Below are 17,656 nucleotides of genomic sequence, written 5' to 3' on the forward strand. Positions count from 1 at the left end.
GTCTGCTCAGCGGTCAACGCTTCACGCCTTTCTCTCTTCCGGGGGATACGTTCCGATGGTACGGCCGTTGTGGCCCCTTCGGGCGGGCCAGTGGCGAGCTGTTTCGGCAGGCCACTTCATGCGGCCCCTTGCACCCCGGGCGGCCGGGGTGTGTGATCGGAGACACACCCGACAGCTCGCATCGCGCCAGGTAGGAGGCCGCCATGGCTGACAGACATACCCACTCCAGCGGCAGGCACAACGGCAAGGCCGGCGCCGCGTCGCTGGTGGTCGACTCCCCCACGGCTGTGCGCAACGTCGCGGTGGTCGGACCGTCCGGGTCGGGCAAGACCACGTTGGTGGAAGCCCTGCTGGCGCACACCGGCACGATCTCCCGGGCGGGCAGCATCACCGAAGGCACCACGGTGTGCGACCACGACCCGGTCGCGGTCCGGCAGCAGCGCTCCGTCGCGCTGGCCCTGGCTCCGCTCGTGCACGAGGGCATCAAGGTCAATCTCATCGACACCCCGGGCTATCTGGACTTCCTCGGCGAACTGCGCGCAGGCCTGCGCGCGGCCGACGCCGCGCTGTTCGTGGTGTGCGCCGCCGACGGGGTCGACGAGGCCACCGCGGCGTTGTGGCGGGAATGCGCCGAAGTCGGCATGCCCCGCGCCGTGGTGATCTCCCGGCTCGACCACCCACGAGCGGACGCCATGGGCGAGCTCGCCGCGTGCCAGTCCGCGTTCGGTGCCGGTGTGCAGCCGCTGTACCTGCCGGTCGGCGCCCAGGCGCTGCTCGGCCTGATCACCCAGCGGCTCATCGACTACTCCGCGGGACCGGCGCCACGGATCGGCGACGTGCCGGAGGCCGATCGGGACCGCTTCACCGAGGCCCGCAACCAGCTCATCGAGGGCATCATCGAGCAGTCGGAAGACGAGACGTTGATGGACCGCTACCTGGCGGGCGAAGAGATCGCGGTGGAGACGCTGATCAACGACCTGGAGACCGCCGTGGCCCGCGGGTCGTTCCACCCGGTCGTGCCCGCCTGCGCGTTCACCGGGGTGGGACTGGCCGAAGTGCTCGAAGTCGTCACCAAGGGCTTCCCCTCGCCGCAGGAGCGTCCGGTGCCGCCGGTGACCACTGTGGACGGCAAAGAACACGCAGAGCTGACCGCCGACCCGGCCGGCCCGTTGGCCGCCGAAGTCGTCCGCACCACCGCGGACGCTTACGTCGGCCGCGTGTCCCTGGTGCGGGTCTTCTCCGGCACCCTCCGGCCGGAGCGCCCGGTGCACGTGTCCGGACACGGGATGGCCGAGCGCGGGCACGCCGACCACGACACCGACGAGCGGGTCGCCCACATCTACTCCCCGCTGGGCGCGCAGCTGAACGAAGTGCCGTACTGCGTGGCCGGCGACCTGTGCGCGCTCACCAAGCTGGGCTCGGCCGAGACCGGGGACACCATCTCCGATCCGCGCGAGCCGCTGCTGATGAAGCCGTGGGCCATGCCGGAGCCCCTGCTGCCGATCGCCGTGGTCGCCAAGAACCGGTCGGACGAGGACGCGCTGGCGCGCAACCTCTCCCGCCTGGTGGCCGGCGACCCCACATTGCGGCTGGAACGCAACGCCGAGACCAACCAGCTGGTGTTGTGGTGCATGGGCGAAGCGCACGCCGACGTCGCGCTGTCCCGGCTGCGCGCGGGCGGCACCGAGGTGGAAACCGAGGACGTCAGGATCCCGATGCGGGCCACGTTCACCAGCAAGGCGCACGGCCGCGGGCGGCACGTCAAGCAGTCCGGCGGGCACGGCCAGTACGCCATCTGCGAGATCGACGTCGAGCCGCTGCCACGCGGATCCGGGTTCGAGTTCGTCGACAAGATCGTCGGCGGCGCAATCCCCCACCAGTTCATCCCGAGCGTGGAGAAGGGGGTGCGGGCCCAGCTGGCCAAAGGCGTCACCGACGATCCCTACCCCGTGGTGGACGTCCGGGTGACGCTGGTCGATGGGAAGGCGCACAGCGTGGACTCGTCGGATGCGGCGTTCCAGACGGCCGGGGCACTGGCCGTCAAGGAGGCTGCCGCCGCGGGCAACGTCGTACCGCTGGAACCGTTGGACGACGTCGAGATCACGTTGCCGGACGAATACCTCGGAGCGGTCCTGGGTGACCTGTCGTCGCGGCGCGGCCGGGTGATGGGCACCGAGTCGGCGGACAACGGCCACACGGTGGTCAAAGCCCAGGTACCCGCGGTGGAACTGGTCAGGTACGCCATCGACCTGCGGTCGCTGACGTCCGGAACGGCGACGTTCACCCGGAAGTTCGCCCGCTACGAGCCGGTACCACAGGGGGCGTTCGCCTCGGCGCACTAGCGGACGGCGGTACGAACCGCCTGCGGGACGGCCGTGCGGGCCCCGTCGCCGGACGATGGAGCGGGCCGCGCCGCCGGGCGGTGGTGCCCGCCTGCCGGGGTGGCCGGGAAAGCGATCAGCCAGCTCCGGCCGGTGGCCGAACATCGACGGCCAGCCGGGCCTCGGGCACGCTACGTGGCGATGTCCGGCTCGGCGATCTCGAAGTACTCCGGGGCAGGCGCCGACCCGGCCAGCCGGAAGTAGCGCACCTTCCGGCGGCGGCGCAAGCTCAGCGTGTCGCGCACCGCGTCGTTGTAGACGCGGCGGGCGATCACCACTCGCTGCTCGGCGTCGGCGAGCTCGGCCGCGATGCCCTCCGGCAGCGCTCCGCGGTCGACGTCGGCGAGCAGCCGGGTCAGCCGGTTCTCCGCCGCTTCCCGTTCCCGCCGCGGCGCCGACTCCGCGGCGTACGCGGCCGCTCGCAGCTCTTCGGCGTCCGCCAGCGTGCTGGCGACTGCCCGTGCGACCACCGCCCGGCGGGCCAACGCCGCATCCAGCGCCGCCCACGCGGCGTCGGTGCGGATGTGCAGGCGGTCCAGCCGGTTCGCGGTGGTGACCAGCAGCGCGAGCAACAGCAGGGCCGCCACGCCCACGACGATCAGCACGGTCTGGTCGAGCCCGGTCACCGCACCTCCCGCCGCACCGGCACTTCCGCGACGCGCCGCGGGTCGGCGGCGACGGCGGTTTCGTAGACGCGCAGGATCTGGTCGCACACCGTCGACCAGTCGTACTGCCACACCAGCTTGGACCCGGCGGCCGACAGCTCGGCGGCCCGCCGGCGATCACTGAGCACCGTGTACAACCCGTCCGCCAGGGCCACCGGGTCACCGACCGGCACCAGCACCCCGGCCGCGCCGTCGTCCAGGACACGCCGGAACGAATCCAGCGCGCTGGCGACCACCGGCGTGCCCGCCGCCATGGCCTCGGTGAGGATCATGCCGAAGCTTTCGCCGCCCAGGTTGGGCGCACAGTACACATGGGCGCTGCGCAGCGCCCTGGCCTTGGTCGCGTCGTCGACCTGGCCGAGCATGTCGATGCGGGACGACAGGTCCGGCCCGGCTGACTCCCGTAGCTCGTCCTCCTCGCCGCGGCCGACCACCAGCAGGCGCACGTCCGGCAGCCGCGCGGTGAGCAGCCGCAGTGCCTCCAGCAGTACCGGCATGCCCTTGCGCGGCTCGTTGTAGCGGCCGACGAACGCGATCGTCGGCTCCGGGCGCGGGTACCCGTCCAGCGGCTCGGCCCCCGCGTAGAACGGGACGTCGACTCCGTTGGGGATCTCCACCGCGTTGCCGCCCAGGTGCTCCACCTGCACCCTGCGGGCCAGCTCGGACACCGCGATCCGGGCGGTGATCTTCTCGAACAGCGGCCGCAGCACCGGGCGGAAGCCGAGCATGGTGCGGGACCGGCTGGTCGACATGTGGAACGTGGCCACGATCGGCCCGTCGGCGACCTTCAGCGCCAGCATCGACAGGCTGGGCACCACCGGCTCGTGCAGGTGCAGCACGTCGAAGGCGTTCTCCCTGATCCACCGGCGGACCCGCGCATACGCCACCGGGCCGAACTGGAGCCTGGCCACCGACCCGTTGAACGGAACGCCGACCGCGCGCCCGGATTGCTGGACGAAGTGCGGCAGTTCCGCGTCGGCGGCCGCCGGGGCGAGCACGGACACCTCGTGCCCGCGCGCCAGCAACGCCTTGGCCAGGTCGGCGACGTGGTTCTGCACTCCGCCCGGCACCGCGAACGAGTACGGGCAGACGATGCCGATCTTGAGCTTGGTCCGTCGCTGGTCACTCACCGGGCATCCGCTTGGTCCGTCTCCGCCTGCCGCTGCCCACCGCCCGGCCGGTCGCTCAGCCACAGCGGTTGCAGCATGTGCCAGTCCTGCGGGTGGGCCGCGATGGCACCGGCGAACGTGTCAGCCAGTTGCTGAGTCGCCGACGGCGCTTCCCGGACGCTGGCCACTCGCACCGGCGGGTGGAAGCGCAGCGCCCAGCCGTCGTCGGTGAACCAAGTGCTCATCGGCAGCAGCGCCGCCCCGGTACGGGCCGCCAGGTACGCCGGACCCGCGGGCATCGTGGTCTTCTCGCCGAACAGGGTCACCTCGATGCCGTTGCCGGTCAGGTCCCGGTCCGCCAGCAGCACCACGATCCGGTTCTCCCGCAGCCGCGCGGTGAGCCGCGGCGCCACCGGGCCGTCACCGGTCAGCGGGAACACCTCCATGCCGAGACCTTCCCGGAACCGCAGGAACCGCTGGTACAGCGACTCGGGTCGGAGCCGTTCGGCCACCGTGGTGAACGTGCGGTAGTAGTGCACGATCCACACCGCCGCGGCGTCCCAGTTGCCGGTGTGCGGCATCGCCACCACCACACCGTTGCCCTCGGCCAGCGCGGCGTCCAGGTTCTCCCTGCCCTCCACCACGTGCCGGTCGGCCACCTCGCCCCGGTTCCACGACGGCAGCTGGAAGACCTCCCGCCAGTAGCGGGCGTAGGACTTCATCGCCTGCCGGGTCAGCTCGTCCAGCTCGGCGGAGCCCGCCTGGGGCACCACGCGCTGCAAGTTGCGGCGCAGTTGCGCCACGCCACCGCGTCGGTTCATGCCTCGGGCCGCTGCGAACTCACCTGCCACGTTGAACACGGTGCGCGCCATGCCTGCGGGCACCAGCGGGGTGAGCCACCAGCCAAGGGCGAACCCGAGGTCGGTCACCTTCGCGGTGAGCTTGCTCATGGCGATCGCACCTCCCGCGCGGCCACGATCGCCGACCACATCCGCTGCGCCAGGGTCAGCACCGACAGCGCAGCCAGCAGCCACAGCGACACCTCGATCGCGTGCGCCACGCCGAGGCCCTGCAGCCCCGTGCCCAGCAGGGCGACGATGAGCCGCTCGGCCCGCTCCACCAGGCCGCCGTCGGCGGACAGCCCGGAGGCCTCCGCGCGCGCCTTGATGTAGGAGATCACCTGCGCAAGCACCAGCACGACCAGGCCTGCCGCGGCCGCACGGTGCTCGCCGCTGGCGATGCACCACCAGGTGATCGAGCCGAACAGGGCACCGTCGGCCAGCCGGTCACAGGTGGCGTCCAGCACCGCGCCGAACGGGGTGCTGCGCCCGGACGCCCTGGCCATGGCACCGTCCAGCAGGTCGAGCATGGCGAAGGCCCATACCGTGAACGTCCCCCACAGCAGCAAGCCGTTGGGGAAGAACGACAGCGAGCACGCGATGACCCCGACGGCGCCGATCACCGTCATGGCGTTCGGGGTCAGCCCGACCCGCACCAGCATCGCACCGATCGGGTCGAGCACACGGGACACCGACGCACGAGCGAAGACGTTCAACATCACTGACAGCCTAGCGACGTGGGGTTCGCCACGGCCGCAGGCTCCGACGGCTGCTTCCGGCGCGTCCGCGCCGCCCTGATCGCGACCGCAGGTGAGCCGGGGCCTTCTTCGCCTCCGCCGCCGCGAACGTTACCGACATACCGGATAAGACAGACAACCAGCTGACATCGTAACCAACACCCCGATCTGCGCGAATGGCGTTTACACAGGCCAAGCTCGCTGCGGGGTTCTCCCATCGGCGAGCGTCGCAGCACGCAGAGGGGATCTCGTGCGGTGAATGACGATGTCGTACGGCTGTCCGTCGTCGGGCAGGTCATCCGCAGGCGCTGGCGCGTCCTCGTCGCCGCCGCGGTGCTCGGTGCGCTGCTCGGCTACCTGGTCTCCCTGGTGATCTCGCCCGGCTACCAGGCGAGCAGCCAGGTGCTGATGCAGGGTTCGCGGGAGGCGGACGAGATGCTGACCGAGTCGCAGATCGCGGTCAGCTCCACCGTGCTCGAGCGTGCCGCGGCGGCGCTGCGCTGGGACGATCCGGTCCGCGAGCTGCGGGACGACGTGACCGCCGAGGTCGTCGAGGGCAACGTCATCGAGATCAGGGCCACCGACGACGACCCCCGCCGCGCCCAGGCGCTGGCCGACCAGGTGGCCAAGGAGTTCGTCAGCTACTCCAGCCAGCTGGCCAGCAGCCCGGCGAACGCATCCGCGCAGGTGATCGCCGAGCAGCGGAACGCACTGCAGGTGGAGGTGCGCGACTCGCTGCGCAAGCTCACCGCCCTGCACCGCGAGCTGACCTCGAACCAGCTCACGTCGGAAGAGGTGGACGTACGGACCGAGCTCGAGCAGGTGCGCAACGCGCTGACCGGGGCGGTCGAAGAACTCGAGGAGGCCAAGGCGGCAGGCACCGCCACCAACGCCGTCATCGTCGAGCCCGCCGAGGTGCCCAGCTCACCGGCGCCGCCGAGTGCCTGGCAGCTGACCGCGGCCGGGGCCCTTGCCGGGTTCCTGATCGGCGTCGCCGCACATCTGATCGCGGCGCGCGCCGACCGCAGGGTGCGCGACGCCACCACGATCGCGTCGGCGTTCGGCGCCAGGCCCGTCGGCGAAGTGACCGTCGACGAGCACCACGAGCACCGCGCGAACGGCTCGTCCTCCCTCCGACGCAGGCTCGCCAGGCTGCTCGGCACCGACCGCCCATGGCAGACCCCGGACGGCGAGGTCACCGGGCCCGGGCGCTACCAGCGCATCCTGGCCAAGCTCCGCACCGGGCAGGGCGTGCCGCTGCGCCTGCTTGTGGTGATCGCCGACGACGACCCCGACGCCAGGGCGGTGGCGCAACGGCTGATCGCCGAGGCACATGACGCCGTGGTGGCGGGCAACGGGCACAGCACCGAGGCGATCGGGCTGTCTCATCCCCCGGTCGCCCAGCGGCCCACGCTGCGGCTGGCCGAGGTGTCCGCACGGCAGCCGGACGTCCCGGAGGACCACAGCGTGTCCGGGGCCCTGCTGATCACCTCGGCGGGCAGGCGGACCGACTGGGAGCTGGTCGCACTCGCCGAAGCCTGCCGGGACACCGGGCACCGGCTCGCCGGGGTCGTGGTGGCCCGGCCGGTCAGGGCCGCCGGACGACCGCCGGACGACCGGACGGACGCCGCCGCCGGCCACGAACTCGTGGGGGCCTCATGACGAGCGCACGCACCTACGCCGAACCGCTCGTCGACCTGCAGCGGCTGATCGCCGGGATCCGGTGGCGCAAACGGCTCTGGCTGCCCATGGTGGCGCTCGGCCTGCTGGCCGGCATCGCGGTGGCCGTCGTCGCCCCGCCGCAGCCGACCGCATCCGTCAAGGTGCTGGTGCTGCACGAGGACGACCAGCCCAACGACGGCGGGGCGCTGATCGCCACCGACATCGCGCTGCTGCAGACGGTGCGCATCGCCGGGCAGGCGCTGGACAAGGTCGGCGCGACCGACAAGCCGGACGACTTCGTCGAGGACTACCGCGGCGCGCCGCTGTCCAACAACGTCATGGAGATCACCGTAGAAGCAGGCACCGGCGAGCAGGCCCTGGCCCGCGCGGACGCGTTGAGCAGCGTGTTCATCGCCGACCACGCCCGCAGGGTGCGGGCGTCCAGCCAGGCGGCGGTGCGCGAGATCCAGGATCGCCAGCGGCGGGCCGAGCAACAGCTGAACACGGTCAACCAGCAGATCGCGGCACTGTCCGACGCCACCGACCCGGCCTCGACGACCAGGCAGTCGTCGTTGTTCAGCCGCAAGGGCACGCTCGAGGCCAAAGTCCAGGAGCTGATCGCGCAAGCGGAGACCGCGGGCGCCGGTACCGGCCGCATCATCGCGGGCACCAAGGTCGTCGACGCACCCCGCCTGCTCCCCCAGTCGCCGCTGGTGGCCGGCGGGATCATGGTGCTGGTGGGGCTCGGGCTCGGCCTGGTGCTCGGCCTGGGGCTGGCGGCGGTCGCCACCGTCGTGCAGGACCGCCCGGTACTGCGCCGGGAGATCACCGCCCACCTCGGTGCGTCCGTCATCGCCCAGCTGTCGCCGCGTCGCCGGCTCCCGCGGCTCTTCCGCCGCAGCAGCCGCGACCAGGACCGACGCCGCGTGGCGGCGACACTGGCCCGCACCGTGAGCGGCCCACCGGGCCGGATCGCGGTGCTGGAGCTCGGTGCCGAGGAAGCCGCCGCCGCGCTCGCCAAGGACATCGCCGCGGATCTCGCCGCCGACGGCACGCCCGTGGTCCTGATCAATGACCTTGCCGACCGGTCCGCCCTGGAACCGGCCGACGACGACCCGGACCTCGTGCGGGTCACCGACGGCGCGGACTGGCCGTCGCACGAGTGGCCGCACGCACCGGGCGACGCCCCCGGCCACGTCGTCGGTGTCGGCTCGGTCCGCCCGGGCACGGCGTGGACCGATCTGCCCCGCCTCGGCTCGGAAGCCGTCCTGGTGGTCCGCGCAGGCTGGGCGCCGGCCGAGTGGCTGCACACCGTCGCCCGGCAGCTCGCCGACGCCGGCATCGCGGTGATCGGCGTGGTGCTGATCGACCCGGACCCCAGGGACCGCACCGACGGAACGCTGTGGGACGCCCTGCACACCGCGCTGCGCGGACGCCGCGGCGCGACCGCCCCGGTGGAGCACCGGGCGGCTTCGGACATCACGACCGGCATCCGCGCCCAGGACCCCGGCGCGCTGCCCGCCCCGGCCAGCACGGCATCAGCGCACCAGGAGGTCACGTGAACGTCACACTCTTCGGACTCGGTTACGTCGGGACGGTCACTGCCACATGTCTGGCCGCCCGTGGACACCACGTCGTCGGCATCGACACCGACGAAGGCAAGGTCGCCGACGTCAACGCGGGCATCCCGCCGGTGGTCGAGCCGGACCTGCCCGAGCTGCTGACCGAAGCGGTGCGCTCCGGCGCGCTGCACGCCACCCGCACGGTCGGTGACAACGTCCGCGAGTCGGACGTGTCCATCGTCTGCGTCGGCACGCCGTCGGCACCGAACGGCAGCACCGACCTCAGCTCGGTGCTGCGGGTCGTCGGTGACATCGGGGCGGCGCTGGTCGACCAGGATCGGCCGCACACCGTGATCATCCGGTCCACGGTGCCGCCCGGAACGGTGGACGAGGCCATCGTGCCGCTGCTGGAGCGCCGGTCCGGCCGCCGGGTCGGCGACGACCTGCAGGTGGCGATGGTCCCCGAGTTCCTCCGGGAGGGCACCAGCGTCTCCGACTTCTTCCACCCGCCGTTCCTGGTCATCGGCGGGACACCGGAGGCGGCCGCGGTGGTGCGCAGACTGTTCGCCTTCCTCGGCGAGGCGTGCTCGGTGCACGAAGTGAGCACCCGCGCCGCGGAGAGCCTGAAGTACGCATGCAACAGCTTCCACGCGCTCAAGGTGTCGTTCGCCAACGAGCTCGCCCGGCTGTACCGGATCCTGGACATCGACTCGCGCCAGGTCATGGACGTGTTCGTGCAGGACCGGCAGCTGAACATCTCCCCCGCCTACCTGCGGCCCGGGTTCGCGTTCGGCGGGTCGTGCCTGCCCAAGGACCTGCGCAGCCTGCTGTACCTGGGCCGGACCAGCTTCGTCGACCTGCCCCTGCTGCAGGCGTCGCTGGCCTCCAACGAGATGCACATCCGGGACGTCGCGGACCGGGTGCTGCACGCCGTGGAGGAAGGCGGCGGCAGCAGGCAGGTGACGCTGCTCGGCCTTTCCTTCAAGCACGACACCGACGACCTGCGGGAAAGCCCCAACGTGGCGCTGGCGGAGATCCTCATCGGCAAGGGCCTCGACGTCCGGGTGCACGACCCGGTGGTCACCATGTCGCGGCTGACCGGGTCGAACCTGCGGTACGTCACCGAGCGTCTGCCGCACCTGGGCCGGGTGCTCCACGACCGGGCCGAGGACGCGATCCGCGGCTCCCACGTGGTCGTGGTCTCCACCGCGAACCCCGAGGCGCTGGCCGCCCTGCGGCGGGCCGAGCCACCGGTCGTGCTCGACCTCAACGGCAGGCTCGGCGCCGAGGTGGAACGGCTCGCCGGCTACCAGGGGGTGGGGTGGTGAGCGCCGCCCGCGGCCGGCACGTCTGCATCGTGGTGCAGAACCTGCCGGTGCCGTTCGACCGCCGGGTCTGGCTGGAGTGCCAGGCGCTGCGCGACGCCGGATACGAGGTGTCGGTGGTGTGCCCGAAGGCCAAGGGCGATCCCTCCTACCAGCAGCTGGACGGCGTGCACCTGTTCAAGTACCGGGCGTTCCCGCCGATCACCCGCCAAATCATGTTCCTGGCCGAGTACACCTACTCGATCGTGGCCACGTTCCTCGGGCTCGTCCGGGCCTACCGGCGGCGGAGGTTCGCCGCGATCCAGCTGTGCAACCCGCCGGACGTGCTGTTCGTGGCGGCGCTGCCGTTCCTGGTGCGCGGGGTGAAGCTGGTCTTCGACCAGCACGACCTGTGCCCCGAGCTGTACGAGTCCCGGTTCGGCACCCGGGCGGCGCTGCCTTACCGGGCCCTGCTGCTCGCCGAACGCATGACCTACCGGCTGTCGTCACGGGTCATCGCCACGAACGACTCCTACAAGCGGGTCGCCGTCACACGCGGCCGGAAGAAGCCGTCCGACGTCACCGTGGTGCGCACCGGCCCGGACCCGGACCGCATGCGGCGCGGCGAGGCGCAGCCCGGGCTGCGCCGAAGCTTCGCCCACCTGCTGGCCTACCTGGGCGTGATGGGCCCGCAGGACGGCGTCGACTTGGCGCTGCGCGCGATGGCGCACATCGTGCACGACCGGGGGCGGACCGACATCGGCCTGACCCTCGTCGGGGACGGCGATGCCGGGCCGGAGCTGCGCGCGCTGGCCAAGGAGCTGCGGCTGGAACCGTACGTCCACTTCACCGGCCGTGTCCCGGACGCGGAGGTGGCGGCGCTGTTGTCCACCGCGGACATCGGGCTGTCCCCGGACCCGCGCAATCCGCTCAACGACGTCTCGACGATGAACAAAACCATGGAGTACATGGCGTTCGAGCTGCCGGTGGTGGCGTTCGACCTGGTCGAGACGCGGGTGTCCGCCGGCGACGCGGCCGCCTACGCCACTGCGAACGATGTCGCCGAGTACGCCGACGTCATCGTGTGGCTGCTGGACGACGAGGTGCGGCGCAAGCAGATGGCCGCGCTCGGCCGCCGCCGGGTGGAGGACGTGCTCGCCTGGCGCCACCAGATTCCCGCCTATGTCGGTGTCTACGACCGCCTGCTGGGCAGCTAGGAGCACCGATGTGCGGTATTGCCGGAAGCTACGGGTGGCCGGGCGGCGGGCCGGTCACCGACCGGATGACCACCGCCGTCGCCCACCGCGGGCCGGACGGATCCGGCCGGTACAGCCATCGCACCGCGGCGGGTGAGGTGCACCTGGGGCACCGCAGGCTGGCCATCCTGGACCTGACCGACGCAGGCGCCCAGCCGATGGTGGCCGACGGCCTGGCGCTGACCTACAACGGCGAGATCTACAACGCGCCGGATCTGCGCGCGGAACTGCAGGCCGCCGGGGTGCGCTTCCGCGGGACGTCGGACACCGAAGTCCTGCTTCAGGCGTGGCGGCGGTGGGGTCCGGCGTGCTTGCCCAGGCTACGGGGGATGTTCGCGTTCGCGGTGTTCGACGAGCGCACCGGTGAACTGACCCTGGCCCGTGACCAGCTGGGCATCAAACCGCTGTTCTACCTGCGGCGCGGGGAGCGGCTGCTGTTCGCCTCGGAACTGAAGGCGCTGGCCGGTGAGCTGGGCGACCAGCTGGAGATCGACCAGACCGCACTGGTGGCGTCGCTGCTGTACTACTGGGTGCCGGACGGCAGGTGCGTGTATCGCGAGGTCGAGAAGCTGCCGCCGGGCACCTGGCTGACCATCCGGCCGGACGGCGAGGTGCGGCATGCGCGGTACTACTCGCTGCGCGAGGTGGCCGAGGAAGCCGCCCACGCCGAGCCCCCGGACCTGCACGAGGTGATCGCGGAGTCCACCCGGCGCCACTTGCTCGCCGACGTCGAGGTCGCCTCGTTCCTCTCCGGCGGCCTCGACTCCAGCTACGTCACCGCGCTGGCGGCGCAGCACCTGGGCGGGATGGCCGCGTACACGATCGGCTTCCGCGCCGCCGACGCCAAGTTCGAGGCCATGCCGGACGACCTGCGCTACGCCAGGGTGGTCGCCGAAAAGTTCGGGGTCGACCTGCGCGAGATCGAGATCGCCCCGGACGTGCTGTCGCTGCTGCCGGCCATGGCGTACCACCTGGACGAGCCGATCGGCGATCCCGCGGCCATCAACACGTACCTGATCTGCCAGGCGGCGCGCGCCGCAGGCGTGAAGGTGATGTTGTCCGGCATGGGTGCCGACGAGCTGTTCGGCGGCTACCGCAAGCACCTGGCGAACACCTTGGCGGTGCGGTACCAGCGGCTGCCGCGCGCCGTGCGCACACCGGTCTCGGCCACGGTGGCCAGGCTGCCGGTGGCCAGCTCCCGGCGCGGCTACCGGTCGGTGCGCTTCGCCAAACGCTTCCTGTCGTTCGCCGAACTGCCGGAGGAAACGGCGTTCCGCCGCAGCTACACGATGTACGACCGGGCGGAGCTGCTGCGGCTGGTCCACCCCGACCTGGCGAGCGCGGTGGACGACGTGCTCACCGAGCACGCCGACGTCTATCACGACCAGGCGCTGGACGACTTCGTCAACCGCATGTGCCTGGCCGACGCGCGGTTGTTCCTGCCGGGGCTGAACCTGGCCTACACCGACCGGGCCAGCATGGCCGCGTCGACCGAGGTGCGGGTCCCGTTCGTCGACGTCGACGTGGTGCGGGCGGCGTTCGCGCTGCCCGGCAACCGCAAGGTCGCGGGCCGCCACGGCAAGCTCGCGCTCAAGAAGGCCGCCGAAGCGGTGCTGCCGCGGGAGATCGTCTACCGCCCGAAAGGCCTGTTCTCCGCTCCCCTGCGCGCCTGGATGAGCCGCGATCTGGCGCCGGTGCTGCGCGAGGTGGTGCACGACGGCGCCTTGGTCGGCTCCGGGTTGCTGCGCCGGGACGCCTTGCAGCTGCTGGCCGACGAGGACGCCGCCGGCCGTCAGGACCGCAGCAAGCACCTGTGGCACGTGCTGGCCCTGGAGTACTGGTTCCGCCGCGCCACCGAGCACCCGACGGCCGGTCACCGGCCGTGGAAGGAGATCGCGTGAAACAGATCGTGCAGAACTACAAGTCCGGCCAGCTGCGGCTGATCGACGTGCCGCGGCCCGCGGTGAAGCCGGGCGGGGTGCTGGTGCGCACGGCGTTCTCGCTGATCTCCACCGGCACCGAGCTGATGAAGGTGTCCGAGGCGGGCATGTCGCTGTTGGGCAAGGCCAAGGCGCGCCCGGACCAGGTGGCCAAGGTGGTGCAGAGCGTGGCCACCAACGGGCTGGCCGCGACCTACCGCAAGGCGATGGGCAAGCTCGACTCGCTCACGCCGCTGGGCTACTCGCTGTGCGGGGTGGTCGAGCAGGTCGGAGCGGGCGTCGACGACGTAGCGGTCGGCGACCTGGTCGCGTGCGCGGGCAACGACCATGCGGTGCACGCGGAACTGAACTGGGTGCCGAAGAACCTCTACGCCAGGGTGCCGGACGGAGTCGATCCCCGGCACGCCGCGTTCGCCACGGTCGGCGCGATCGCGCTGCAGGGCGTGCGGCGCGGCGAGCCGGCCCTCGGTGAAACCGCACTGGTCATCGGGCTGGGGCTGATCGGCCAGCTGGTCGTGCAGCTGCTGGACGCGGCAGGGGTGCGGGTGATCGGCGTCGACCCGGACGCGCAGCGCTGCGAGCTGGCCCGCGAGCACGGCGCGCTGGCGTGCGGGGCGCCCGGCTCCGAGGAGGTCGACGGCGCGGTCGCCGCGCTCACCGGCGGCGCCGGGGTGGACCAGGTGTACCTGGCCGCCGGCGGGTCCACCAACCAGCCGGTCGAGCTGGCGGCCCGGCTCAGCCGGGATCGCGCGGTGGTGGTCGACATCGGCAAGTGCCGCCTGGACCTGCCGTGGAACGCCTACTACGAAAAGGAGCTCGACGTGCGGTTCTCCCGCTCGTACGGGCCCGGCCGGTACGACCCGGGCTACGAGCTGGACGGCCACGACTACCCCATCGGCTACGTGCGGTGGACCGAACGCCGCAACCTCGAGTGCTTCCTCGACCTGGTGCACCGCGGCCGGGTCGACGTGTCCGCGCTGATTGCGCACATCGCGCCGTTCGACTCCGCCGTGGAAACCTACGAGCGGTTGCACAGCGGTGAGCTCGGCGGTGTGGGTGTCCTGTTCGCCTACCCCAGCGCGCGGCCCGAGCCCGCAGCGGTTCCGGCCGCACCGCAGGCGCTGTCCGCAGCGGCTTCGCCGCCGCAGGCCGCGACGCCGATCCGGGGGCCGCTGCGCGTCGCCTTCGTCGGCGCGGGCAACTACGCATCGTCGATGCTGCTGCCGCACTTGGCGGACCGCGAGGACGTGCAGCTGGTCCACGTGGTGACCACGTCCGCGTTGTCGGCGGCCAACGCCCGCCGGAAGTTCGGCTTCGCCGCGGCGTCCACCGATCTGGACGCCGTGCTCGGCGACGACACGATCGACGCGGTGTTCGTGGTGACCAGGCACAGTTCGCACGCCGAGCTGACCCGCCGGGCCCTGCTGGCAGGCAAGGCGGTGTTCGTGGAGAAGCCGCTTGCGCTGTCCGAGCAGGAGCTGGAGAAGGTGCTGGCCGCGGTGGCCGAGTCGGGCAACGACCGGCTGCAGGTCGGGTTCAACCGCCGGTTCGCTCCGCTGCTGGTGGAGGCCAAGCAGCGGTTCGGGCAGCGGGTGGGCCCGGCGACCGTGCGCTACCTGGTCAACGCCGGCCCGCTCGAGTCGTCCAGCTGGTATCGCCGCAAAGACACCGAGGGCAGCCGGTTCGCCGGGGAAGGCGGGCACTTCGTCGACACGGTGAGCTGGCTGCTCGACGCCGACCCGGTGTCGGTCTACGCCTCGGCCACCCGCGGGCACGAGGACGTGCAGGCGACGCTGCGCTACCCGGACGGATCGACGGCGGTGATCACCTACACCGGCTCCGGGCACGCGTCGTTCGCGAAGGAAACGATCGACCTGATCGCCGACGGCAAGGTCCTGCGCTTCGACGACTTCGTGCGCGCTCGCGTCTACCGCGGCCGCCGCTGGGCGGGCGCGGCCGGCCGACTGCCGCGCGGACGCGACAAGGGCCAGGCCGCCGAACTCGCGGCGTTCGTCGAGGCCGTGCGCTCCGGCTCCCCGATGCCGGTTCCGCTGTCGTCGCTGACCGCGACCACCCTCGCCACGCTGGCCGTGTTCGACAGCCTGGCCAGCGGCGCGCCGATCCCGCTCAGCCCGAACGGAGCGCCGTCATGAACATCGCCTGGTACCTCCGCCGCCTGACCGCCATGAGCCCGCGAGAAGTCGCCCACCGAACGGCGACCGCGGTCGAGATCCGCCGGTGGCGGCACGCCGACACCGCCGCCGTGCCGCACACGGTGCACCTGCCACGATTCACCGCACCGCCGCCCGCGGACTGGTGGGAAGCCGCACCCGCGGACGCCGTCGACGCCCTGCTGGCCGCCGCAGACCGGCTGATGGCGGGCCGGGCCGAGTTCTTCGGCGTGGAACGCACCGACTTCGCCAACCCCGACTGGCACCACGACCCGCGCACGGGACGGAACGCGCCGGTCACCTACGCGTTCGACATCCCGTACCGGGACGAGGACGCCGTCGGCGACATCAAGCAGATCTGGGAGCCGTCCCGGCACCAGCACCTGACCGTGCTCGCCGCCGCCTACGCCATCACCGGCGACGAACGGTACGCCACCCGGGTCGCCCGTCATCTGCGGTCGTGGTGGGCGGCCAATCCCCCGCTGCGCGGTGTGCACTGGGTGAGCGGGATCGAGCTGGGCATCCGGCTGATCTCGTGGGTGTGGACCCGCCGGCTGCTGCACGCCTGGCCCGCGGCGAGCAGGCTGTTCGAGGACAACCCGGAGTTCCGTCGCCAGCTGTACTGGCACCAGCGCTGGCTGGCCACGTTCTCCAGCCACGGATCGTCGGCCAACAACCACGTGATCGCCGAAGCCGCGGGGCAACTGTCCGCCGCCTGCGCGTTCGGTTGGTTCGCCGAGTCGCCGCGCTGGCGGGTCAGCGCGCTGCGCACCCTGGACACCGAACTGCGCAACAACACGTTCCCGTCCGGCATCAACCGGGAGCTGGCCACCGAGTACCACGCGCTGGTGCTCGAACTCGGTCTGGCCGCGGTCGTCGAGGCCGAGTGCGCCGGGGTGACCGTGCCCGGCAGCACCCACGACGTGCTGATCAGGATGACCGACGCGGTGGCGGCCATGCTCGACGACACCGGCCGCCCGCCCCGCCAGGGCGACGCCGACGACGGACACGGGCTGATCATCGACGGCCCGGGCACGGACCGCTGGGCGTCCCTGCTGGCCACCGGCGACGCCCTGTTCGGGCGCCTGCCGTGGTGGCCGAAACCTCCGGGTGGTGATGTCCGCTCCAGCGTGCTGGCGGCGCTGGCGCGACCATGGCGCACCGCGGGTCCGGTGCGCACCGGAGGTGCGGCCGAGTCGCCGGGTGTTGGCCTGCACCCGGCGACTCGGCCATCTGCCCGTCCCGCCACCCGCCCGGACCATTTCCCGGACGCGGGCATGACGCTGCTGCGGACCACCAACCACGGCGAGCTGGGCGAGATCTGGTGTCGCTGCGACGGCGGCCCGCACGGGTTTCTGTCCATCGCCGCGCACGCCCACGCCGACGCGCTGTCCATCGAGGTGCGGCACGACGGCGTCGACGTGCTGGCCGACCCGGGCACCTACTGCTACCACGGCCGGCCCGCCTGGCGGTCGTACTTCCGCTCCACGCTCGGCCACAACACCGTGCAGCTCAACGGCACCGACCAGTCCGTCTCCGGCGGGCCGTTCCTGTGGACCCGGCACGCCCGCAGCTCGGTGCTGGTGGCCGATCCCGAGCACGGGTTCTGGCAGGCCGCGCACGACGGCTACGCCTACGGCGAGCACCCGGCGGTGCACAAGCGCACCGTGCACCTGTCCGAGGCGTGCCGGCAACTGCGCGTGGTCGACGAGATCTGCGGGTTCGCGCTGCGCCGCTGCACCATCGCGTTCCATCTCGGCCCGCTCATCACCGCCGAGCTGATCGGGGACACCGCGTGGCTGAGCTGGCCGCACCGGCGTATCCCCGGTGCGTGCCACACGGCCGTCCTCGCGCTGCCCCCCGGCTTGCACTGGTCGGCGCATCGCGGCGAGACCGATCCGCCGCTCGGCTGGTATTCCGCAGGCTTCGGCACGCGTGTACCCGCCACCACCCTGCTCGGCGTCGGCCGCGCCCGCGGTCACACCACGTTCACCACGCTGTTGCGCTTCACCAGTTGACCTGGAGGCTGT

At 72.1% G+C, this 17,656-nt stretch carries 12 protein-coding genes; 8 read left to right on the plus strand and 4 right to left on the minus strand.

Annotated features, from left to right (window positions below):
- Positions 1–203 precede the first annotated feature (203 nt).
- Positions 204–2,342 (plus strand): elongation factor G-like protein EF-G2, encoded by a 2,139-nt coding sequence (locus CXP56_RS18190; protein WP_286902094.1) that lies wholly within the window; start codon positions 204–206, stop codon positions 2,340–2,342.
- A gap of 170 nt (positions 2,343–2,512) precedes the next feature.
- Here the strand turns inward: CXP56_RS18190 and CXP56_RS18195 are convergent, their stop codons facing one another.
- Genes CXP56_RS18195 through pgsA form a run of 4 tightly spaced genes read right to left on the minus strand, consistent with a single transcriptional unit; the run spans position 2,513 to position 5,713 of the window.
- A complete protein-coding gene (locus CXP56_RS18195) occupies positions 2,513–2,986 on the minus strand; it encodes a LemA family protein (RefSeq protein ID WP_169725204.1) in 474 nt (157 codons plus the stop codon).
- A gap of 17 nt (positions 2,987–3,003) precedes the next feature.
- A complete protein-coding gene (locus tag CXP56_RS18200; RefSeq protein WP_028846216.1) occupies positions 3,004–4,176 on the minus strand; it encodes a glycosyltransferase family 4 protein in 1,173 nt (390 codons plus the stop codon).
- A complete protein-coding gene (locus CXP56_RS18205) occupies positions 4,173–5,105 on the minus strand; it encodes a phosphatidylinositol mannoside acyltransferase (protein WP_028846217.1) in 933 nt (310 codons plus the stop codon). Before CXP56_RS18205 ends, CXP56_RS18200 begins: the two co-directional genes overlap by 4 nt.
- Entirely contained in the window at positions 5,102–5,713 is a 612-nt protein-coding gene (gene pgsA, locus CXP56_RS18210; protein WP_028846218.1) for a phosphatidylinositol phosphate synthase, read from the minus strand. The genes CXP56_RS18205 and pgsA overlap by 4 nt, the downstream gene beginning before the upstream one ends.
- Before the next feature lie 273 nt (positions 5,714–5,986).
- Here pgsA and CXP56_RS18215 point away from each other — a divergent pair, with 273 nt between their 5' ends.
- The 7 genes from CXP56_RS18215 to CXP56_RS18245 are packed head-to-tail and all read left to right on the plus strand — an operon-like array spanning position 5,987 to position 17,644.
- Positions 5,987–7,393: a YveK family protein gene (locus tag CXP56_RS18215; protein ID WP_286902099.1), complete on the plus strand. Its 1,407-nt coding sequence runs from the start codon at positions 5,987–5,989 to the stop codon at positions 7,391–7,393.
- Positions 7,390–8,955, plus strand: coding sequence for a Wzz/FepE/Etk N-terminal domain-containing protein (locus CXP56_RS18220; RefSeq protein WP_051309482.1), 1,566 nt, complete (start codon positions 7,390–7,392; stop codon positions 8,953–8,955). Before CXP56_RS18215 ends, CXP56_RS18220 begins: the two co-directional genes overlap by 4 nt.
- The gene (locus tag CXP56_RS18225; RefSeq protein ID WP_028846220.1) at positions 8,952–10,283 is read left to right on the plus strand and encodes a nucleotide sugar dehydrogenase; all 1,332 of its coding nucleotides are present in this window, start codon (positions 8,952–8,954) and stop codon (positions 10,281–10,283) included. The genes CXP56_RS18220 and CXP56_RS18225 overlap by 4 nt, the downstream gene beginning before the upstream one ends.
- The gene (locus CXP56_RS18230) at positions 10,280–11,476 is read left to right on the plus strand and encodes a glycosyltransferase family 4 protein (RefSeq protein ID WP_038044304.1); all 1,197 of its coding nucleotides are present in this window, start codon (positions 10,280–10,282) and stop codon (positions 11,474–11,476) included. Before CXP56_RS18225 ends, CXP56_RS18230 begins: the two co-directional genes overlap by 4 nt.
- Positions 11,477–11,484: 8 nt before the next feature.
- A complete protein-coding gene (asnB, locus tag CXP56_RS18235; RefSeq protein ID WP_028846221.1) occupies positions 11,485–13,416 on the plus strand; it encodes an asparagine synthase (glutamine-hydrolyzing) in 1,932 nt (643 codons plus the stop codon).
- Complete coding sequence (locus CXP56_RS18240) at positions 13,413–15,608, plus strand: bi-domain-containing oxidoreductase (RefSeq protein WP_028846222.1); 2,196 nt, start codon at positions 13,413–13,415, stop codon at positions 15,606–15,608. The genes asnB and CXP56_RS18240 overlap by 4 nt, the downstream gene beginning before the upstream one ends.
- A complete protein-coding gene (locus tag CXP56_RS18245) occupies positions 15,605–17,644 on the plus strand; it encodes a heparinase II/III family protein (RefSeq protein WP_028846223.1) in 2,040 nt (679 codons plus the stop codon). The genes CXP56_RS18240 and CXP56_RS18245 overlap by 4 nt, the downstream gene beginning before the upstream one ends.
- The last annotated feature ends 12 nt before the right edge of the window (positions 17,645–17,656 follow it).

Origin of the sequence: Thermocrispum sp., from assembly GCF_002919275.1 — a bacterium.
Lineage (GTDB): Bacteria > Actinomycetota > Actinomycetes > Mycobacteriales > Pseudonocardiaceae > Thermocrispum > Thermocrispum agreste.